This is a genomic window from Streptomyces sp. NPDC087787 (assembly GCF_044743035.1).
Classification (GTDB): domain Bacteria; phylum Actinomycetota; class Actinomycetes; order Streptomycetales; family Streptomycetaceae; genus Streptomyces.
In genome coordinates, this window is record NZ_JBIUVQ010000005.1 from 161,618 (window position 1) to 182,039 (window position 20,422).

The window sequence follows — 20,422 nt, forward strand, 5'->3', positions numbered from 1 at the left end:
GTGTCACCGCCCACTGGGACGGGAAGGACACCGGGGACCAGTCTGACGCACAGCACTGACAGTAGGCGCCTGTCGGGGTCAAGTCGCTGCGAGGTGCGGTCGGGCTCGAGAGCTCGAGTTGTGCACAGGCCCCGCTTCGAAACGGATTCCGCTCTCTCTCTGGTCGGGAGTAGTAGTAGGGCCTGTGGATACCGTGGATAACCACGTTTGCCCAGCTCAGCGCGGAAATTTTGTCCACGGGCCCTGTGGGTGGGACCAGTGGACAACTCACCGTCTCTGTGGAGAACGGGAAGTTCTGCACACCCCGCCCACAGGCTGAGGGCAGTTCTCCCCAGCTGCGTCCCCAGGTATACCCGGGTTTCCCACATGCCAATCGTGTGGCTCGGTGTGACGGCTTTCACTCGACGCGGTGAGCAGGGGCGTCGCGTTGCCGAACAGTGGACAGGGGTGTGGAGAAGCGACCGATCCTTGGGGACAACAGCCCCCAGCCTGTGGGTTGCCGGTGGACAAGTCCGGCCGCCGCCTGTGGACATCCGCTTCATCCACAGTCTGTGGAGATCGTTCGTCCACCGTTCCACAGGCCTCTGAGCTGGAGGGATGATGTGCCGATCGCACAGCCTGTGGAAGCAATCTGGACAACTTCCCGGTCCCCAGGATGTGGACGGAAAAAAGTCGGCGAATCTGTGGAGGACGGCCGTAACCCGCCGCGGATTCGAACAGCGGTGGACGCCCGACGGCTCGGGGCAGTACGCCGCGACGGCTCAGGGACGGGCGGCGCAACCGCTCAGCGCCGGACGGCTGGACGCGACGACGACGCAGGGCGCCTCCGGGAGCGGATCCCGGAGGCGCCCTGAGCGCCGCTGTGGGTGTTCTCAGCCGTTCTTGATGCGGTTGGTCAGCTCCGTGACCTGGTTGTAGATGGAGCGCCGCTCGGCCATCAGCGCGCGGATCTTGCGGTCCGCGTGCATCACGGTGGTGTGGTCACGGCCGCCGAACTGCGCGCCGATCTTCGGCAGCGACAGGTCGGTCAGCTCGCGGCACAGGTACATGGCGATCTGGCGGGCCGTGACCAGCTGGCGGCCGCGCGAGGTGCCGCACAGATCCTCGACCGTGAGGCCGAAGTAGTCCGCGGTCGACGCCATGATGGCCGTCGCGGTGATCTCGGGGGTCGAGTCCTCGCCGCCGGGGATGAGGTCCTTCAGGACGATCTCCGTCAGGCCCAGGTCCACCGGCTGCCGGTTGAGCGAGGCGAACGCCGTCACCCGGATCAGCGCGCCCTCCAGCTCGCGGATGTTGCGGGAGATCCGCGAGGCGATGAACTCCAGCACCTCGGGCGGGGCGTTCAGCTGCTCCTGCACCGCCTTCTTGCGCAGGATCGCGATACGGGTCTCCAGCTCGGGCGGCTGGACGTCGGTGATCAGCCCCCACTCGAACCGGTTGCGCAGCCGGTCCTCCAGCGTCACGAGCTGCTTGGGCGGCCGGTCGCTGGAGAGCACGATCTGCTTGTTGGCGTTGTGGAGGGTGTTGAAGGTGTGGAAGAACTCCTCCTGCGTCGACTCCTTGTCCGCGAGGAACTGGATGTCGTCGACGAGCAGGATGTCCATCTCGCGGTACCGCTTGCGGAAGCTGTCGCCCTTGCCGTCGCGGATGGAGTTGATGAACTCGTTGGTGAACTCCTCGGAGCTCACGTAGCGCACGCGTGTGCCCGGGTACAGGCTGCGCGCGTAGTGGCCGATCGCGTGCAGCAGGTGCGTCTTGCCGAGGCCGGACTCCCCGTAGATGAACAGGGGGTTGTACGCCTTGGCGGGTGCCTCGGCGACGGCGACCGCGGCCGCGTGCGCGAAGCGGTTGGACGCGCCGATGACGAACGTGTCGAAGAGGTACTTGGGGTTCAGGCGCGCGGTCGGCTCGCCGGGTCCGGCCGCCGGCGCGGGCTGCGCGGCCAGCGGGCCGGCGGCGCCGGTGGGGCCGGTGGGGCCGCCGCGGTGCGCATGACCGGGGCCGGCCGGCTCCGGCGGCTCGCGGTGGCCGGTGTCGCGCTGGTCGTAGTCACGGGCGTCACGGGCGTCACGGGCCTCGTACTCGCCGCGGGACGGGTCGTAGTCGGAGCGCGGCTGGTCGTACGGCGGGCGCTCCATCGACGGTGAGCGGTAGTCCTGCGCGTAGGAGTCCTTGGCCGGCCCGTACGCGTCCTGGTGGCCGTACCCGGTCTCCTGCGGGCCGTAGGCGTTCTGGGACGGCGAGGCGTAGGGGTCCCGCTCCGGGAAGCCGAGCCGCTGCTGCTGCCACCCGTAGTCGTCCTGGTGGTGGCGCGGCCAGGCGCCGGGCTCGGGACGCTGGTACTCGGCGTACTCCGAGGGGTAGGCGGGACGGGCGGTCGGGAGGTGGTCGGCGCCGTCCGCCGGCTGGGCGCCCGTGCGATGGGGCGGCATCTGGTCGCCCTGGCCGCCCGGGTACTGGTCGGGGCGGGCCGGACGGTGGGCGTCCGCCCGGCGCCTGCCGTAGCCCTCGTAGCCGCCGCCCGGGCCCGTGGGGTGCTCCTGGTCCTCGTAGCGCGGCGCCGGGGCGGGCGCGGGGGCCTGGGACTCGCCGACGGAGCTGTCGACGGTGATCGCGATACGGATCGGGCGGCCGCACTCGCGGCTCAGCGACTCGCTGACGGCCGGGGCGAGGCGCCCTTCGAGTACGCCCTTGGCGAATTCGTTCGGCACCGCGAGCAGGGCGGTGTCCGCGACCAGCGCGAGCGGCTGGCAGCGCCGGATCCAGTGCTCGTCCTTCGCCTCGACGCCCTGTACGCGTCCTTCGCCGAGAAGCTGCTCAAGAACCCGTGGCCACACTGCGGCAAGATCGGCAGGTACGTCAGCCACAGGGCACGCTCTCTCACAGGTCCCACGAACGTGTCGTGCGGGACGGGTCGGTATCTAAAACGGGTGGGGCGGGGGACATGGGAACGAATCGGAGTCCAGTCACGGTAGTCAGCGCGACGGCTGCGGTTCAAGTCGTTGTCCCCAGGCTGTGGACAGTGTCCCTCGGGGGCGGCGGGTTTGACCGAATGGCGCAGCCGCGCGTACCGTACCCAGGTCGAGTTGTCGATGGCTGCTGCCGCCTGCCTCCGAAGGGCACAGATCACGTCAAGGGTGATCGGACAGCGGTGCACTTGGGCGTTACTGCGAGCTACTCGTGGGCGCACGGTGACAGCCAGGACGGCACCCCGCCACTACTGATTCTTTCTGGAGCCCCCGAGTGAGCAAGCGCACCTTCCAGCCGAACAACCGTCGTCGCGCGAAGACCCACGGCTTCCGGCTGCGTATGCGCACCCGTGCCGGCCGCGCGATTCTCGCGTCTCGCCGTAGCAAGGGTCGCGCCCGTCTGTCCGCCTGATTCCGGTCAGGTCATGTCGTCGTGCTGCCCACCGACAACCGGCTGAGGCGGCGCGAGGACTTCGCGACCGCGGTACGACGAGGGCGTCGAGCCGGACGCCCGCTTCTCGTCGTCCATCTACGCAGCGGTGCCACGGACCCGCACGCGCCAGGGGAGAGCGCTCCCCCGTCGCGTGCGGGTTTCGTCGTGAGCAAGGCGGTGGGCGGCGCGGTCGTCCGTAACGCGGTGAAGCGCAGACTTCGCCATCTGATGCGCGACCGAGTCGCCTTGCTGCCCCCCGGTAGCCTGGTAGTCGTACGAGCGCTGCCCGGTGCGGGCGACGCCGATCACGCACAGCTGGCCCGAGACCTGGATGCCGCCCTTCGACGGCTGCTGGGAGGGGGCACGCGATGAAGTACCCGCTGCTGGCTCTGATCAAGCTGTACCAGTGGACCATCAGCCCGTTGCTCGGGCCGGTGTGCAAGTACTACCCGTCGTGTTCCCACTACGGCTACACGGCCATCGACCGGCACGGTGCGATCAAGGGAACGGCGCTCACAGCGTGGCGCATCCTACGGTGCAATCCGTGGTCGCTCGGCGGTGTGGACCATGTTCCGCCGCGCAAGCGTCCGCGGTGGCACGAAATGCTGCGTGACGCCTGGCGTGCGCGCAAGGGCGGGTCCTCCGCCGCCGAAACGGCCACCGACGGGAAGATGCCGGCGGTCCCGGCCGCAGAGACCTCGTCCCATGCCCAAGGAGCATGATTAGTGGACACGATTGCCAGCCTCTTCAGCTTCATCACGACACCCGTTTCCTGGGTCATCGTCCAGTTCCACACGGTGTACGGCACGCTCTTCGGCCCTGACACCGGGTGGGCCTGGGGCCTGTCCATCGTGTCCTTGGTGATCCTGATCCGCATCTGCCTGATTCCGCTCTTCGTGAAGCAGATCAAGGCGACCCGGGCCATGCAGACGCTCCAGCCCGAGATGAAGAAGATCCAGGAGCGCTACAAGAACGACAAGCAGCGCCAGTCCGAAGAGATGATGAAGCTGTACAAGGAGTCGGGTACCAACCCGCTCTCCTCGTGCCTTCCCATCCTGGCGCAGTCGCCGTTCTTCTTCGCCCTGTACCACGTGCTCAACGGCATCGCGACGGGCAAGACGATCGGCGTCATCGACGATCAGCTGCTGGCCAGTGCCCGTAAGGCGCACATCGTGGGGGCACCGCTCGCCGCGAAGTTCATGGACAGCACCGACAAGGTCGCCGCACTCGGCGCCACGCTGACCGACGTCCGCGTGGTGACCGCGGTCATGATCATCCTGATGTCGGCGTCGCAGTTCTACACGCAGCGCCAGCTGATGACGAAGAACGTCGACACGACGGTGAAGACGCCGTTCATGCAGCAGCAGAAGATGCTGATGTACGTCTTCCCGGTCATGTTCGCCATCTTCGGCATCAACTTCCCGGTCGGTGTCCTCGTCTACTGGCTGACCACCAACGTGTGGACCATGGGCCAGCAGATGTACGTCATCCACAACAACCCGACCCCGGGTTCCAAGGCCCAGGCCGCCTACCTGGAGCGGCTCTTCAAGCACGTCTCGCACCACGGCAAGACCCGCAACCGGCGGGAGAAGGCCATCGTCAAGGCGATCGTCGTCAAGGGCCGTGACCGCAACGAGTTCGAGCGCAAGTTCATCAACGGTCTGAACAAGGCGGGTCTCGCGGCCCAGACCGACGGTTCCGTGATGAAGAGCGACAGCGCCGCCGTCGCGCAGGCCGAGGACGGTACGACCGCCACCGCCGCCGCCACTGCTCCCCGGCGCCAGCAGCCCAAGCGGCAGACCAAGGCGCAGCGCCAGTCGGGGGGCACGAAGTCGGCCGAGGAAGCGACGGAGTCCCTGTCGCTGACCAAGTCCGACGAGCCGGAGGACGCTCCGGCCGCGGCCGGCAAGAAGGCCGCCTCGAAGCCCGGCAACGGCACCCGCAGCAAGGCCCAGTCCGGACAGCGCAAGGGTCCGCAGCGGCCCAAGTCCCCGTCCAAGAAGTAAGAAGGAGCCCATCCCGTGACGGAAGGCACCACCTCCGCCGCTGCCGAGGGCGCGGACGCCCTGACCCGCCTGGAGCAGGAGGGCGAGATCGCGGCGGACTACCTCGAGGGTCTACTGGACATCGCCGACCTCGACGGTGACATCGACATGGATGTCGAGGCCGATCGCGCCTCTGTCTCGATCATCAGTGACAGCAGCGGTCGCGACCTGCAGAAGCTGGTCGGCCGGGACGGCGAGGTGCTGGAGGCACTGCAGGAGCTCACGCGCCTGGCCGTGCACCGGGAGACCGGCGACCGCAGCCGTCTGATGCTGGACATCGCGGGCTACCGCGCCAAGAAGCGGACCGAGCTGTCCGAGCTGGGTGCGAAGGCCGCAGCCGAGGCCAAGAACAGCGGCGAGCCCGTGAAGATGAAGCCGATGACTCCGTTCGAGCGCAAGGTCGTGCACGACGCGGTCAAGGCCGCCGGCCTGCGCAGTGAGTCGGAGGGCGAGGAGCCGCAGCGCTTCGTCGTCGTGCTTCCCGCCTGAGCGGTCCCACGTTCCACCGGCCCCGTCTGTTGCGCAGGCGGGGCCGTACTTTGTCAGCCTGGTAGTTCTGATGGTCGGCGCCGAGAGCGCCGATGCGGTACGGAAGGACGGTCCCCGTGACGGCGGAAGCGGAGCTCCCCCCTGCGCCCGAGCAGGCACGTGACGTATTTGGTGATCGCTTCACGGATGCGGTCCGGTACGCCGAGCTGCTGGCCGAGGCAGGAGTGCAGCGAGGGCTGATCGGCCCGCGTGAGGTACCGCGTCTGTGGGAGCGGCATCTGCTGAACTGCGCCGTGCTCTCGGAGGTGGTTCCCGAGGGCGTGACGGTGTGCGACGTGGGCTCGGGCGCCGGTCTGCCGGGCATTCCCCTGGCCCTGGTCCGGGAGGACCTGAAGATCACGCTGCTGGAGCCGCTGCTGCGGCGCACCAACTTTCTCACCGAGGTCGTGGAGCTGCTGGGCCTCGACCACGTCACCGTTGTCCGGGGGCGTGCCGAGGAAGTGATGGGCCAGCTTCCGCCGGTCCACGTGGTCACCGCACGCGCGGTGGCGCCGCTGGACCGCCTGGCGACGTGGGGTATCCCGCTGCTGCGTCCCTACGGGGAGATGCTGGCCCTCAAGGGGGACACCGCCGAGGAGGAGCTGAAGAGCGCGGCCACTGCCCTGAGCAAGCTCGGCGCGGTGGAGACGTCGATCCTGCATGTGGGTGAGGGCGTCGTGGATCCGTGCTCCACCGTCGTGCGGGTCGAGGTCGGGGAGAGTCCGGGTGGCGTGCGTTTCGCGGCCAAGCGGGCGAAGGCGGCGCGGACGGGCCGCACGCGACGGCGCCGATAGCCGGTCGTACTCCACACAAGCTGCCAAACCTCCGCATGCCGGAGTGTCGCGACAGTCCGGCCATGGCCGCTGTGCATCGTGTTTCACGTGAAACGTCGCTCACTGCTGCACGGCATCATCGACCGCGGTCGCGCTGCGGCCAAACCTCGCGACCGCAAGCCTCTCGGTTCACTCGGACAGGGATCAGTGTTGTCCACAGAGGTGGATTTCTCCACAGAACGTCAGGCCTCACTGGTTCACGACCCCGAAGGCATGGGAGGCTCTGTGCATTGCGAGCCTGAAGTCGAGGAGAGTGAATCCTTGCGGTCCGACGCCAACATTGCGGGACCGATGACCGATCCGGTCCCCGGTCCCCGTACCGAATCGATGGGGGAGGATGTTTCACGTGAAACGCCGCCCCCGATGGACGACACTCCCATCGGTCGTGCTGCCCAACTGGCGGTCGAGGCTCTGGGTCGCGCCGGCGAGGGTCTGCCCCAGCCCGAACAGACCCGAGTCATGGTGGTGGCCAACCAGAAGGGCGGCGTAGGCAAGACGACGACGACCGTCAACCTTGCCGCCTCATTGGCTCTGCACGGTGCCCGTGTCCTGGTGATCGACCTCGACCCGCAGGGCAATGCCTCCACGGCGCTGGGCATCGACCATCACGCCGAGGTCCCCTCCATCTACGACGTCCTGGTGGAGAGCAGGCCGCTGGCCGAGGTCGTCCAGCCCGTCCCCGATGTCGAGGGTCTCTTCTGCGCCCCTGCCACGATCGATCTCGCCGGTGCGGAGATCGAGCTGGTGTCCCTGGTGGCGCGGGAGAGCCGGCTTGAGCGGGCGATCCAGGCCTACGAGCAGCCGCTGGACTACATCCTCATCGACTGCCCGCCCTCGCTCGGCCTGCTGACGGTCAACGCGCTCGTCGCGGGCCAGGAGGTTCTCATCCCGATTCAGTGCGAGTACTACGCGCTGGAGGGCCTGGGGCAGCTGCTCCGCAACGTCGACCTGGTCCGGGGGCATCTCAACCCCACCCTGCATGTGTCGACCATCCTGCTCACCATGTACGACGGCCGGACCCGCCTGGCGTCCCAGGTCGCGGAAGAGGTGCGCAGCCACTTCGGAGAGGAGGTGCTGCGGACGAGCATTCCTCGCTCGGTCCGTATCTCCGAGGCGCCGAGCTATGGGCAGACGGTGCTGACTTACGATCCAGGGTCAAGCGGTGCCCTCTCCTATCTGGAGGCGGCACGAGAAATCGCGCTGAGGGGCGTCGGCGTCAGCTACGACGCCACGCACGCCCACGTCGGCGCACAGGGTGATCCGAACATGGTGGAGGGGATTCAGTGAGTGAGCGACGGAGGGGGTTGGGTCGCGGTCTCGGCGCCCTGATCCCCGCTGCCCCGACCGGGGAGAAGCCGCCGGCTCCGGCGACGGCGGGAGGCGCGGGCTCCGCGTCGTCCTCGGCTGTCCCGGTGCTGACGGGTGACCGCGGTGACCGGGGGGTGGCGGCGGCGAAGGTGACCACGCTGCCCTCTGTTTCACGTGAAACAGCGCAACCGCAGGCGAGCAGCTCGGCTGAGGTGACCGCGCCGGTGATGGGCGCCCACTTCGCCGAGATCCCTCTCGACGCCATCACGCCCAACCCGCGCCAGCCCCGTGAGGTCTTCGACGAGGACGCGCTGGCCGAGCTCGTCACCTCCATCCAGGAGGTCGGTCTCCTCCAGCCCGTCGTCGTCCGGCAGCTCGGCCCCGCGCGCTATGAGCTCATCATGGGTGAGCGGCGCTGGCGGGCCTGCCGTGAGGCGGGGCTCGCGGCCATCCCGGCGATCGTGCGCGCGACGGATGACGAGAAGCTTCTCCTGGACGCCCTGCTGGAGAACCTGCACCGGGCCCAGCTGAACCCGCTGGAAGAGGCAGCCGCCTACGACCAGCTGCTGAGGGACTTCAACTGCACGCATGACCAGCTGGCGGACCGGATCGGGCGGTCCCGCCCACAGGTCTCCAATACCCTGCGTCTGCTGAAGCTCTCGCCGGCCGTGCAGCGCCGGGTCGCCGCCGGAGTTCTTTCGGCGGGACATGCGCGGGCGCTGCTCTCCGTCGAGGACTCGGAGGAGCAGGACCGGTTGGCCCATCGGATCGTCGCCGAGGGGCTGTCTGTGCGGGCGGTCGAGGAGATCGTGACCTTGATGGGGTCGCGGCCGACGGCGGCCCCTCGGGCCAAGGGGCCGCGTGCCGGCGGCCGGGTCTCCCCGGCCCTGTCCGACCTCGCGACGCGTCTGTCCGACCGTTTCGAGACGCGGGTGAAGGTCGACCTGGGGCAGAAGAAGGGCAAGATCACCGTCGAGTTCGCCTCCATGGAGGACCTGGAACGCATCCTCGGCACGCTGGCTCCGGGCGAGGGCCCGGTCATGCAGCAGAGTCTTCTGGACGGCGAAGAGCCGGAGGAGGAGACGGAGGGCTGAGTCCGTCCGATGGGATGGTTTCGGCTCGATCGCTCGGCACAGGCGGGTCGTGTCCGGTGTGTACCGGAACACGGCCCGCTCTTTGCTTTCAGGCGGTATCGATGCAATCGCATCGTCGATACGATGCGTTCGGGTATGACGCATCCACCCGGCGGTACCTCTAGAGGGAGGCAGGGCATGCGAACGGTGAACCGCACCGGGATGCTCGGCGCGGTCTTGGGGCTGGGTGCGGTCGGCGGATTCGTCGGCAGCCTCCTCAAGGAACGCAGCGCTCTGACAGCCGCGCGTGGCGCCGCGGGCGAAGGAAGCGAGGAACAGCCTTCATGGGCCGTCGGCTCGTACCGCTCACGCTGGACAACCTTCAAGACCTCCCACAGCGCTGCCGTGCGTGTGTCTTCTGGGAGCTGGACCCCGTCAGTGGTGAAGCAGCGCTGAAGGCCGGCACGGCCACGGCGGAAAAGGAAGCGTGGATCTCCGCCGTCCTGCTGGACTGGGGGTCCTGCGGCCGGGTCGTCTACGTCGACGACGTGCCCGTGGGCTTCGTGCTCTACGCTCCCCCCGCCTATGTCCCTCGTTCCACGGCTTTCCCCACGAGCCCCGTCTCTCCGGACGCCGTGCAGCTGATCACCGCATTCATCATGCCGGGTTACCAGGGGCAAGGACTGGGCCGTGTCATGGTCCAGACGGTCGCGAAGGATCTGCTGCGGCGGGGCTTCAAGGCCATTGAGGCATTCGGGGACGCCCGCTGGAAGGAGCCCGCCTGCGTGCTCCCCGCCGACCATCTGCTGGCCGTGGGGTTCAAGACGGTCCGGCACCATCCGGCCCATCCGCGGCTCCGGCTGGAGTTGCGGTCGACGCTGTCCTGGAAGGAAGACGTGGAGATGGCGATCGACCGGCTTCTGGGAGCGGTGCAGAAAGAGCCGGCGCTGAGGCCTCTGTAAGCGAGCTGGCTGCCACATACGAACTGCGACATGCGAATGGGCCAACCCCTCAGGGTTGGCCCATTCGTGTTTCACGTGAAACATCGCCGCTGTCTCGGCGGCCGCGCCATGCTTACTCGGCGACGAAGTCCTCGAGATCGCGGATGATCGCGGCCTTGGGCTTCGCCCCCACGATGGTCTTGGCGACCTCGCCGTTCCGGTAGACGTTCAGGGTCGGAATGGACATGACCCCATACTTCGCGGCGGTGCTCGGGTTCTCGTCGATGTTGAGCTTGACGACCTCGATCTTGTCGCCGTACTCGGCGGCGATCGCCTCGAGGGACGGAGCGATCTGGCGGCAGGGACCGCACCAGGCGGCCCAGAAGTCCACCAGGACGGGCTTGTCGCTCTTCAGGACGTCCTGCTCGAAGGAGTCGTCGGTCACGTTCTTCAGGGTGCCGGCCACAGCGGGCTCCTTAACTGGTCGTGCGGTGGGGTGGTGGGGGCTCAGACGGTGGACTTCTCGGGCTCGGCCTTCTGCTCGTTGTCGGCGAGAGCCGCGAGGAAGCGCTCGGCGTCGAGGGCGGCGGAGCAGCCGGTGCCGGCCGCGGTGATTGCCTGGCGGTAGGTGTGGTCGACCACGTCGCCTGCGCCGAAGACACCGGTCAGGTTGGTGCGGGTGGACGGCGAGTCGACCTTCAGGTAGCCCTCCTCGTCCAGGTCCAGCTGGCCCTTGAAGAGCTCCGTGCGCGGGTCGTGGCCGATGGCGATGAACAGGCCGGTCACCGGCAGGTCCGACAGCTCGCCGGTCTTGATGTTGCGCAGCTTCAGTCCGGAGAGCTTCTGGTCGCCCTGGATCTCCGCGACCTCGCTGTCCCAGACGAACTTGATCTTCGGGTCGGCGAAGGCGCGCTCCTGCATCGCCTTGGAGGCGCGCAGGGTGTCCCGGCGGTGGACGACGGTGACGGACTTGGCGAACCGGGAGAGGAAGGTCGCCTCCTCCATGGCGGTGTCACCGCCACCGATCACGGCGATGTCCTGCTCCCTGAAGAAGAAGCCGTCGCAGGTGGCACACCAGGAGACGCCGCGGCCGGAGAGCGTGTCCTCGTTCGGCAGGCCGAGCTTGCGGTGCTGCGAGCCGGTGGTGACGATGACGGCCTTCGCCTGGTGCACCGTGCCCGAGGTGTCCGTGACGGTCTTGATCTCACCGCTCAGGTCGACGGAGACCACGTCGTCCGGGATGAGCTCGGCGCCGAAACGCTCGGCCTGCGCACGCATGTTGTCCATGAGCTCGGGGCCCATGATCCCGTCACGGAAGCCGGGGAAGTTCTCCACGTCGGTGGTGTTCATCAGGGCACCACCCGCGGTGACCGCACCCTCGAAAACCAGCGGCTTCAGCGACGCGCGCGCGGTGTAGAGCGCCGCCGTGTAGCCGGCGGGCCCGGAGCCGATGATGATCACGTTACGGACATCGCTCACGGCTTGATTCCTCGTCTCTGGACTGTGTCCTACGGCCGGGGGGAGCCTCTCTCACAGCTCTCACCCCACCCAACGGATCCTAAGGGGCAGGCATTCCCGGTGTGCCGGGGCACACGGTGGCGCGACAGCGCACGGGATGTCATGCGGTGTCATGCGGCGCGAGGCCCGAGCGTGCGGACTCAGGAACGCGCGTAGGAGTGCGACAGCAACACCTTCGCCGCGACCGCCTGATGGCGGACACAGGTCGCGTCGACCAGGTAGGCCGTGACGCGGCTGCTGTCGCCGGAGGCGTCGGGGAGCACGACGAGATAGGCGTCCTTGCCGTCATAGGTGCCCGCCCGGGCGGCGAGCGGAACGCCGCTGTCGTTGATGCCCTGCCGTACGCACGAGGGGACGGTCGGCGGCGGGTTGTTCAGCAGTTTGGGCCTGTCGGTACCGGCAGCGGATTCCACGCCGAAGTCATGGGGTGTGTGGGCGTCCCTGCGCGGCGGCTGCTCCTGGGCGAGGAGACCGGCGACCTCGCTCTTGAGGGTGCTCGCGGAGAAGGTGTCCGCGGACGCGCTCGGACGATCGTGCGCCGCGGTGTCGGACGGCTTGTCGTCGTGGAGCGTCGCCAGAACCGCGGATGTCACCCCCAGGGCGGCGAGGGCCACGACGGAGCCGAGAACGGCGCTCCTGCGGCGTCCCCGCCGGGTCCCTGTCCTGCGACCCGGTCCGGTGCTGGCGGCGCGAGGACGGCCGGAGGGACGGTCCACGGCCGATGTTTCACGTGAAACACGCGCGTCATATGCGAGCGGAGGCCCCGCCACTGGGGCCTCGGCTGCGAGGGCCGCGTCGATACGCTCTGCCACGTCGGCCGGCATGGCGGGAACATCCGGCAGGGCGCCGAGCAGACCATGGATCTCCGTCAGCGACGCGTGGACGTCGGCGCACAACTCGCACTCGTCCAGATGCCGCTGGAGGTCGTCGGCCCGGGTGGGGGCGAGGAGGCCTTCGGTGAGGTCGGAGATCTCCGTGACGTCCGGGTGCCCGGCCGCGTCTGTCGTGGATGTCACGCTCGCCCACCTCCGCCCTTCACAGCAGCTGAATCGCTTGATCCCGTGTTCTGCGCGTGTCTGCCCTCGGGGCGCGTGCCGTCAGGATCCGTCTTCGGTGGGACGGATGTCCCCTGCGCCCGGTTCCGTCCCGCGCCCGATTCCTTCGCCTCACGCATGCGCCTCGGGCGCAGATGAGTGAGCAGCGGCAGGAGTCTCGCTCTGCCCCGGGCACAACGGCTCTTCACCGTCCCGCTCGGCACATCGAGGATGCGGGCGGCCTCGGCCACCGGATAGCCCTGCATGTCCACGAGCACCAGGGCGGCCCGCTGATCCGGCGGGAGAGTGCCCAGCGCCTCGACGAGTTGCCGCTGCACGTCGTTCCTCTCGGCGGGCGCCGAGGCCGACTCGTGCGGCTCCAGCAACTGCTCCAGGCGCTCGGTGTCGTTCACAGGAGAGGTCTTGCGGGAGGCGGCCTTGCGGACCCGGTCCAGGCAGGCGTTCACCGTGATCCGGTGCAGCCAGGTCGTGACGGCCGACTGGCCGCGGAAGGTGCCGGCGGCCCGGTAGGCGGAGACGAACGCGTCCTGCACGGCGTCAGCGGCCTCCTCACGGTCGCCCAGCGTGCGCAGGGCGACCGCCCAGAGCCGGTCACGGTGACGGCGCACCAGCTCACCGAAGGCTTCGGGGTCGCCCTCCACATGACGGGCCAGGAGGTCCTGATCGCTTACGCCGCCATATATGGTGCCGTTCGCCACAGGATTACTCCCCCTCGCGTCCGTGCTCAGCCGGTGAACTTGAGGTCCGTCACAGCCTGCTTGTATCCCGGGTTGCTGTACGCGTCACCTGGGGCGTACGGCAGAGCGGTGAACCACACCAGCACGTACTGGGTCTTCACCGGCTTGCCCACCTTCACCTCCGCGGTGGTGCCGGCCGTCGTCACGGACCCCAGCTTCGTCATCGAGGTGATCGGTACCGAGGAGCTCATCGATTCCGTGCCGTACAACGTGACGGTCGTGTGGTCTGCGCCGAACAGGAGCCCTATGGACGCGGAGGAGACCTCCTGTGCCGAACCGAGGTCGTAGACGATGCCGACACCGGGCTTGAAGGCCGGGTTCAAGTCCGGCCCCTCCTTGTAGCTGGCGGTGCGCCAGTACGTCGAGCTGTCCCCGTCGTACGTCTTGCCGACATCGGCGGGGTGCTGGGCATCACCCTTCGCGACGTACTCCTGCGCACCGTAGATCTTGAGCGGCTTGACCGGCTTCGGCTGCGTGTCCTTCTTGTCGGTGTCGTCCTGAGTCTGCGTCTGGGTGTCGTCGGACTTGCCGCCCTGGCCCAGCAGAGCGTCCGCGAGCTGCCAGCTGCCCAGGCCCAGGGCGGCGATGAGGAGGGCCGAGACGGCCCACTTCAGGGCCTTGCCGGTGCGGCTCTGCAGCGGGGGCGGCGGAGTCGGGACCGGCTGGGTGACCCCGGGGCGCGGAGCCGGACGGCCGTACGAGCCCTGCTGGTAGGAAGTGCCCTGGTACTGAGGTGGCGCGGTGAACGTCGGCTCCGGCGGCCGGACGCGCGGCATCTCGCCGATCGCCTTGACCAGTTCCTCCGGGGTGGTGCACGCCGACTCGTGGCGGGAGGCGGTGGCGCCGTCGTTGACGAGGGCGCGCATGGCGAGTTCGGACAGGCCACGGTGGACGCCCGCGCGCACCTGGTCGGGGGGGATGAGACCGATGTCCTTGGGCAGGCCGGACATGCCGTAGGCGTCGCTCTCGTACGGCCAGCGCTGGGTGAGCGCCGCGTACAGCAGTGCGCCGATCGCCTCGGTGTCCGTGCGCTGCGGGGTGTCGGAACTGATGCCGCGCAGCGCCGCGTTCACCGCGAGGCCGCGGACCCGCCACTGACCGGTGGAGGTGCGCAGTACGGCATTGGGGTTCAGGCGCAGATGGGCCAAGCCCTCACGGTGTGCCGCGGCCATGGCGGAGGCGATCTGGCTGACCAACTGGTAGGCGTCGTGCGGCTCCAGAGGGCCCGATGCCAGAAGCGTGGTCAGTTCCGTCGCGTCGGGCAGCCACTCGTGGACGACGTAGACGAGGTCGTCCTCCTCGACGGCGTCGAGGACCTGCACGAAGCGGGGATCGCCGAGCAGCGCGGAGGAGCGGGCCGCGGCCAGCACGGAGCGCGCTCGTGTGTGGTCCGCGGGCAGGATGTGCACCCCGACGGCGCGACGGAGTTTCTCGTCGACGGCTCGCCAACTGCTGAATCCGTCCAGACGGGTGACGCACTCCTCGAGGCGGTAGCGTCCGGCCAGCTTGTGACCGCTGTGCAGATCGGGTGGTGAGGCCTTCCTCCCGGGACTCTCCGTCCCGTTGCTCCCCTGTGCCTCTTCGTTGTCCGTGCCCCGCTCCCGGTGCTGGGCCACCCCGTCGGACGTGGACTGGTCCGCCTTGGCGGTCAGCGGCTGCTCGCCGCTGTTGTCTGCCACGTCGACGGCAGCCGTGATCCGTTCCGCCACCGTCGCTCCTGCCTCCCCATCCATCGCGCGCTGTCCGACGCCGAATCCAATTGTGCCCACAGTCCGGCGCTATGCACGACACACAGCTGCGGACGATGGTTGTGCGCCTACCCCCGACTCAACGCCCCAGGCGCCCGCGGACCATACCCACGAGCCCGTTGATTTCCTCGATGCGCATCCGGCGGGCGGCGACGAAGAAGACCCCGAGCAGCAGCGCGCCACCGGCCAGCAGCGAGACGAACGACCCGAGGACGCCCTGGCCCAGCGTGTGGCCGATGCCGTAGCAGGCCGCGCCGCTGATCAGTGCCGCCGGTACCGAGGCGATGCCCAGCCGCGCGTACGTCCGCAGGACACGCGAACCGTCGAGGTCGCCGCCCAGCCGCTGGCGCAGCCGGCGCCAGGCGACACCGACGCCGATCGCGTATGCGAGACCGTACACGGCCGCCATGCCGGCCACGGACCAGCGGGCCGGAAGCAGGAAGTAACACAGGAGCGAGGCACCCGCGTTGACCGCGGCCACGATCACCGTGTTGTAGAAGGGCGTGCGGGTGTCCTCGTAGGCGTAGAAGGCGCGCAGGACGACGTACTGCACGGAGTACGGGATCAGGCCGAGTCCGAAGGCCATCAGCATGTAGCCCATGTTGGTGGCGGCCGCGGTGCCCGAGGAGCCGAAGATCAGCGTGCACATGGGGATGCCCAGGGCGAGGAACCCGAAGGAGATGGGCACGATGGCGACCGCCGTCGTGCGCAGACCCTGCGAGACGTCGTCGCGGACGGCGCCGGTGTCGTTCTCGGCGGCCGAGCGTGAGAGGCGGGGCAGCAGGGCCGCCATCAGCGAGACCGTGATGATGGCCTGGGGCAGGCCCCAGATCAACTGGGCGTTGGCGTAGGCGCTGAAGCCGGTGCCGTCGACGTGCGTGCTGGCGACCGCGGAGGTGGCCAGCTGGGTGACCACCAGGGCGCCCGCCTGGTTGGCGAGGACGAAGAGGACGGTCCACTTGGCCAGCATGGCGGCCTTGCCGAGACCGTGCCCCTTCCAGTCGAAGCGGAGGCGGAGCCTGAACCCGGTCTCGCGCAGGTACGGGATCATCGCGAGTGCCTGCACGACGAGACCGAGGAGCACGCCGACGCCCAGCAGGCGCTGGCCCTCCGGCGGGATGTTCGTGACGGTCATGTGGGAGTTCGCGGACGTGCCGTAGACCCACAGGAACGTGCCGAGCGTGAAGATGATGACGATGTTGTTCAGGACCGGCGTCCACATCATGGCGCCGAACCTGCCCCGGGCGTTGAGGATCTGCCCCATCACCACATGGACGCCCATGAAGAAGATGGAGGGCAGGAAGTACCGGGTGAAGGTGATGCCGACCTCGTTGGCCGCCGGATCGCCGGCGACCGAGTTGGAGAGCATCCGGACCAGCAGCGGCGCCGCGAACATCGTGAGGGCGGTGAGCGCGCCGAGCGCGACCATCACCAGGGTGAGCAGCCGGTTGGCGAACGCCTCGCCCCCGTCGTCGTCCTCCTTCATGGCACGGACGAGCTGCGGGACGAACACGGAGTTCAGGCCGCCGCCGACGGTCAGGATGTAGATCATCGTCGGCAGCTGGTAGGCCACCTGGAAGGTGTCGCCCAGCAGGGACGTGCCCAGCGCGGCCACGATCATCGCCGAGCGGATGAACCCGGTGAGCCGGGAGACCATCGTGCCCGCCGCCATGACGGCGCTCGACTGCAGCAGTCCTGAGGCCTTCCCGCCCTTCTTCGCCGCCGGAGCGGGGGCGGGCTCGGCCGCCGGGGCAGGGGTCTCGGCGACGGCCGGTGCGGGTGCGTACGGCCCCATCGGTCCCTGACCGGCGGCCGGGGCCGGGGCGGGACCGGGAACCGAGGGGACCGCCATCCGCGGGCGTCCGCCCATGTCCTGCGGCGGCCGGTAGCCGTGCTGTCCCGGGCCCTGGTGGCCGTAGCCGCTCTGACGCGTGTCCGGTCCGCCCTGCTGCTGGTCGCGGAAGAGGTGGGCGAAGGCGTCCGGCTCGTGGTGGTCCTCGCCGGAGTGGCTGACCAGGTCGTCGACCCCGACGAACTCGGTGGTCCGGGGATCCTCGCCGTGCGGCAGGTACTGGGTGGTGCCCGACGGCTCCGGCGGCGGGGTCTGCGCCCACACGCGCGGGTCGGGGGCGTAGGGCGACTGCGCGGGGCGGCCGTAGAGCGGCTGCTGCGGCCCGTTCGGGCCCGGGGGCGGCGGAGGGTGCGCGGCACGGTCGTACAGCGCCTCGCCGACCGGGTCCTGGGCGGTGAGGTCCTGCGCGCGGTAGGGGTCGTCGTCGTAGGCGTCCTGGAGGTACATGTCCGCGGGGGGCTCCGGCGGCGTCTGGCCGTGTCCGGGCGGCGGCGCGTCGGGGTGGCCCGAGCCGCCCACGGCCTGGCCGCGGTCACCGTCGTACGGCGCGTTCATGCTTACCCCACCTCATCGTCCCGGGCCCTCCGGGCCACGACATCCTCAACGGTCCACCTTCTCACCCGTCCCGGACGGGTCTGTGCTTTCCGCCGCGGTGTCCGGTGTCGGGTCACTCGGCTGCTCCGGGTCGTCCGTCCGGGACCGGGTGCCGGACTCTTCTGTGCCTTCCGTGGGACGACCGGCGCCTTCCGTGGGACGACCGGCGGTGTCTTCGGGGTTCTCCGGATCGACGCCTTCCGGCTCGTCCGCGCCGTCACCGGCGTCTCCGGCGCCGTCCTCGCCGTCCCGCGCTTCCTCTGCGTTCTCTGCGTGCTCGGCGTCCTGGGGGTCGTGGGACGCCTCCTTGGCCGCGGCACGCTTGCGCTGGGTGTACATGCGGAAGCCGGCGAGGACGAGCAGCAGGACACCGCCACCGATGACCAGCATCACCGTCGCCGTGATCTCGGTGACCTTCACGTCGAAGGTGACCGGCGCGCCGTACTCCCGGCCGTCCTGCGTATAGAGCTGGGCGACCACCGTCACGGGGCCGTTGGCGTTGGCCGACGTGGTGAACTTCACGGACTGGGCGTGCCCGCCGGCGACCGCGACGGACTGCTCCGAGTACGCGTTGCCGCCGATCTTGAGGCGGGTGGGGTTGGTCGAGGTGAGCCGCAGCACCAGGTGGTCGACGCCCTGCACCAGGTTGTTCTGCACGGTCACCGGGATCGTGGCGCTGCGGCCGGAGAGCTTTGTCTCCGACTTGTCGATCAGCTTGACCTGCTCGGAGAGGTCGTCGAGGTACGCCTCCACGCCGTCCCGGAAGTCCGTCGCCCCGCTGGACCGGCCGCGCCACGACGTGGCCATCTCCCGGTTCATGGCCCGCCCGAAGGGCGTCACGACCCGGGACGGGTTGGTCAGGACGACCCGGAAGTTGTCGATTTTGTCCTGCGTCCGGGCGATCGCCCCGAAGGCGGCCCGCCTGAGTTCCTTCCTGCGCAGCGAGGAGGGGTAGTCCGCGGCGGACGGGACCTTCGTGGTGGCGCCGGGGTCCGGCTTGGCAGCGGTGGCCGCGGCCAGGTCCTGCGACTGCGACCAGTTGCTCTGCTGGAGGGCCGTCAGCGCCTGCGCCATGGCCTGGGCCTGGCTCGCGCTGGGCATGCGCTGCGGGGCCACGACGATGCTGCGCTGCCGGCTCGTCTGGCTGTCGAGCTCCAGGCTCTGGGCGAGGAACTCCTGCACGGCCAGTGTGCTGGCGCCGGCCTGTGCCAGGTCGCCCTCGAACGCCGTCGACAGGCGGGCGTCCGCGACGATCGCCGTGGTGCCGCCGCCGATCGGGCGGGCGGCGGAGGGCGTGTACGACAGCCCGCCGGTCTCCTGGAGGCTGTCGCTACGCGTGATGATCTTGTCGGCGCCCGCGGAGGTGGCGACCTTGACGATCGACGGGTCGACGGCGCCCTCCACGGGCCAGGCGAAGTCCGTGCTCGGCTTCACCTGGAGCACCGTCTCCACCGTGCTGGCGGCGACGTCGGTGGCGTCCTTGAGCTGGCTCAGCGACCCGGTGACGCTCGTGCCGTGGTGGGCGAGGGAGGCCAGGTCCGGGTCGGCGAAGGGCAGCGCCACGATGTCCTTGCCCGCCACCGCCTGCTGGAGCTCGGCGAGCCACTTCTTGGCGACATCCTGGTGGGTGCCCGGCACGGGTGTGCCGTCCGCGGTCTGGATGCGGTAGTTGCCGGTCATGGCGTCGACGGACGCCAGCAGGTCGGGGTCGATCACCCAGGTGACGTCGAGGTCCTTGCCCAGCGACAGCATCCGCTCCAGGCGTCCGCCGGGCGCGATCTCCTTGGCCAGGTCGTCGTCGAGGAAGACCGGCGTCTGCTGCGCCCCGGGGCCCGTCTCGGCCGTCATGTGGACGCTGGACACCAGCGGCCACAAATAGGTCGTCCTGGTCTTCGTGCCCGCGTCGTCCGGCTGCCACGGCAGGAACGTGCGCTGGATGCCCAGGACCTGCTCCCAGGGCTGGACGGAGGTCTGGCCGGACAGCGAGACGGAGAACTCGTAGACGCCGTTCGCGCCGAGGTTCAGCTTGTCGACCGGCACGGAGATGCTGAAGTGCTCCGCGACGCCCGGAGCGAGCTGCGTGAACTTCTGGGTGTACTTGTCGCCGATCTCTGGGCCGTCGGCGTTCGGATCGAACCGGGTGCGCTGGGCCACGGAGTCGATCGCCGAGCGGGTGTCCAGCTCCGGGCCCACGCGCAGGCCCACGTGGGCGTCGGTGACGGCCTGCTTGCCCTTGTTCGTCACGGTGCCGGAGACGGTCAGCGTGTCCCCGTCCGTGGGGGCGCTGGGGCTGAACGAGTCGACGGAGACGGCGACCGTGCGCGAGCCCGACGCGCTCTGCGGGGACTCCTGCCCGGCGGCGTGTGCGGACGGCGTGGCGGGCAGCTGGAGCAGAGCGGCCAGCAGCGGTGCTCCGGTGAGCAGCGCCCCGGCACGCCGCAGCCTGCGGCGGGCAGGTGAGGGACTGGTCCCCTGGAAGTCTGCCGCCTCGGCCACGCGCTCGCCCGTCCCTCGTCGTCAGTGGTCGTCGGAATGTGCGTCCACGCATGGTAACGATGTGCGCCGGGGGGAAGTGCCTCGGAGGCGGTCTCAAGATCGCTGGGCGCGGGTGAACGCCCTGGATATGCCCGTATCCGGGGATGCTGTTCGTTGCGTCACAAAGGCGTGGGTTACGTAAGTAATAAGGAGAGCTTGAGCGGGTAATAAAGGGGATCTGCCGCCGCATCCCGCGCAGTGCTGTTGCCGCACATCCGCCTCGGCCGGTGCCGAACAATGTCGGCGCGGTCGG

17 protein-coding genes are annotated in these 20,422 nt (G+C 69.2%); 9 read left to right on the forward strand and 8 right to left on the reverse strand.

The window, feature by feature from the left end; translation table 11 throughout:
• Positions 1–872 precede the first annotated feature (872 nt).
• On the reverse strand, positions 873–2,867 hold the full coding sequence (gene dnaA / locus ACIOWN_RS10430) for a chromosomal replication initiator protein DnaA (protein WP_362350932.1): 1,995 nt from the start codon (positions 2,865–2,867) through the stop codon (positions 873–875).
• Positions 2,868–3,243: 376 nt separating this feature from the next.
• On the opposite strand from dnaA, the gene rpmH reads away from it, so the two are divergent.
• The 9 genes from rpmH (at position 3,244) to ACIOWN_RS10475 (ending at position 10,151) form a co-directional block, all read left to right on the forward strand.
• Positions 3,244–3,381, forward strand: coding sequence for a 50S ribosomal protein L34 (gene rpmH, locus ACIOWN_RS10435; RefSeq protein ID WP_003956500.1), 138 nt, complete (start codon positions 3,244–3,246; stop codon positions 3,379–3,381).
• A gap of 21 nt (positions 3,382–3,402) precedes the next feature.
• The gene (rnpA, locus tag ACIOWN_RS10440; RefSeq protein ID WP_362350935.1) at positions 3,403–3,774 is read left to right on the forward strand and encodes a ribonuclease P protein component; all 372 of its coding nucleotides are present in this window, start codon (positions 3,403–3,405) and stop codon (positions 3,772–3,774) included.
• Positions 3,771–4,124 carry a membrane protein insertion efficiency factor YidD gene (gene yidD / locus ACIOWN_RS10445; RefSeq protein ID WP_362350938.1) on the forward strand — a complete coding sequence of 118 codons (354 nt, stop codon included), beginning with the start codon at positions 3,771–3,773 and terminating at the stop codon, positions 4,122–4,124. Before rnpA ends, yidD begins: the two co-directional genes overlap by 4 nt.
• A 3-nt stretch (positions 4,125–4,127) precedes the next feature.
• Positions 4,128–5,408: a membrane protein insertase YidC gene (yidC, locus tag ACIOWN_RS10450; RefSeq protein WP_362350941.1), complete on the forward strand. Its 1,281-nt coding sequence runs from the start codon at positions 4,128–4,130 to the stop codon at positions 5,406–5,408.
• A gap of 15 nt (positions 5,409–5,423) precedes the next feature.
• Entirely contained in the window at positions 5,424–5,936 is a 513-nt protein-coding gene (locus tag ACIOWN_RS10455; RefSeq protein WP_362350943.1) for a R3H domain-containing nucleic acid-binding protein, read from the forward strand.
• 116 nt (positions 5,937–6,052) lie between these two features.
• Entirely contained in the window at positions 6,053–6,769 is a 717-nt protein-coding gene (gene rsmG / locus ACIOWN_RS10460) for a 16S rRNA (guanine(527)-N(7))-methyltransferase RsmG (protein ID WP_100570527.1), read from the forward strand.
• Positions 6,770–7,021: 252 nt separating this feature from the next.
• Complete coding sequence (locus ACIOWN_RS10465) at positions 7,022–8,095, forward strand: ParA family protein (RefSeq protein WP_362351019.1); 1,074 nt, start codon at positions 7,022–7,024, stop codon at positions 8,093–8,095.
• The gene (locus ACIOWN_RS10470) at positions 8,092–9,210 is read left to right on the forward strand and encodes a ParB/RepB/Spo0J family partition protein (RefSeq protein ID WP_401981487.1); all 1,119 of its coding nucleotides are present in this window, start codon (positions 8,092–8,094) and stop codon (positions 9,208–9,210) included. The genes ACIOWN_RS10465 and ACIOWN_RS10470 overlap by 4 nt, the downstream gene beginning before the upstream one ends.
• 323 nt (positions 9,211–9,533) lie before the next feature.
• Positions 9,534–10,151 carry a GNAT family N-acetyltransferase gene (locus ACIOWN_RS10475; RefSeq protein WP_401981490.1) on the forward strand — a complete coding sequence of 206 codons (618 nt, stop codon included), beginning with the start codon at positions 9,534–9,536 and terminating at the stop codon, positions 10,149–10,151.
• Positions 10,152–10,263: 112 nt separating this feature from the next.
• On the opposite strand, the gene trxA is transcribed toward ACIOWN_RS10475, so the two are convergent.
• The 7 genes from trxA to ACIOWN_RS10510 all read right to left on the reverse strand — a co-directional run bounded on the left by trxA (position 10,264) and on the right by ACIOWN_RS10510 (position 20,130).
• On the reverse strand, positions 10,264–10,596 hold the full coding sequence (trxA, locus tag ACIOWN_RS10480) for a thioredoxin (protein WP_401981493.1): 333 nt from the start codon (positions 10,594–10,596) through the stop codon (positions 10,264–10,266).
• A gap of 41 nt (positions 10,597–10,637) precedes the next feature.
• Positions 10,638–11,609 carry a thioredoxin-disulfide reductase gene (gene trxB, locus ACIOWN_RS10485; protein WP_100570522.1) on the reverse strand — a complete coding sequence of 324 codons (972 nt, stop codon included), beginning with the start codon at positions 11,607–11,609 and terminating at the stop codon, positions 10,638–10,640.
• Positions 11,610–11,788: 179 nt separating this feature from the next.
• Positions 11,789–12,664, reverse strand: coding sequence for a hypothetical protein (locus ACIOWN_RS10490; protein WP_362350957.1), 876 nt, complete (start codon positions 12,662–12,664; stop codon positions 11,789–11,791).
• On the reverse strand, positions 12,661–13,401 hold the full coding sequence (gene sigM / locus ACIOWN_RS10495; protein ID WP_362350960.1) for an RNA polymerase sigma factor SigM: 741 nt from the start codon (positions 13,399–13,401) through the stop codon (positions 12,661–12,663). The genes ACIOWN_RS10490 and sigM overlap by 4 nt, the downstream gene beginning before the upstream one ends.
• 26 nt (positions 13,402–13,427) lie before the next feature.
• Complete coding sequence (locus ACIOWN_RS10500) at positions 13,428–15,149, reverse strand: protein kinase family protein (protein WP_401981496.1); 1,722 nt, start codon at positions 15,147–15,149, stop codon at positions 13,428–13,430.
• A 118-nt stretch (positions 15,150–15,267) separates the two neighbouring features.
• On the reverse strand, positions 15,268–17,595 hold the full coding sequence (murJ, locus tag ACIOWN_RS10505; RefSeq protein ID WP_362350965.1) for a murein biosynthesis integral membrane protein MurJ: 2,328 nt from the start codon (positions 17,593–17,595) through the stop codon (positions 15,268–15,270).
• A 45-nt stretch (positions 17,596–17,640) separates the two neighbouring features.
• Positions 17,641–20,130 carry a DUF6049 family protein gene (locus ACIOWN_RS10510; protein WP_362350968.1) on the reverse strand — a complete coding sequence of 830 codons (2,490 nt, stop codon included), beginning with the start codon at positions 20,128–20,130 and terminating at the stop codon, positions 17,641–17,643.
• Positions 20,131–20,422 lie beyond the last annotated feature (292 nt).

Bases quoted from the DNA above. Each gene is read 5' to 3' on its own strand.
- yidD (WP_362350938.1), top strand. From the start codon at position 3,771: ATGAAGTACCCGCTGCTGGCTCTGATCAAGCTGTACCAGTGGACCATC.
- ACIOWN_RS10465 (WP_362351019.1), top strand. From the start codon at position 7,022: ATGGGAGGCTCTGTGCATTGCGAGCCTGAAGTCGAGGAGAGTGAATCC.
- ACIOWN_RS10475 (WP_401981490.1), top strand. From the start codon at position 9,534: ATGGGCCGTCGGCTCGTACCGCTCACGCTGGACAACCTTCAAGACCTC.
- murJ (WP_362350965.1), bottom strand. From the start codon at position 17,595: ATGAACGCGCCGTACGACGGTGACCGCGGCCAGGCCGTGGGCGGCTCG.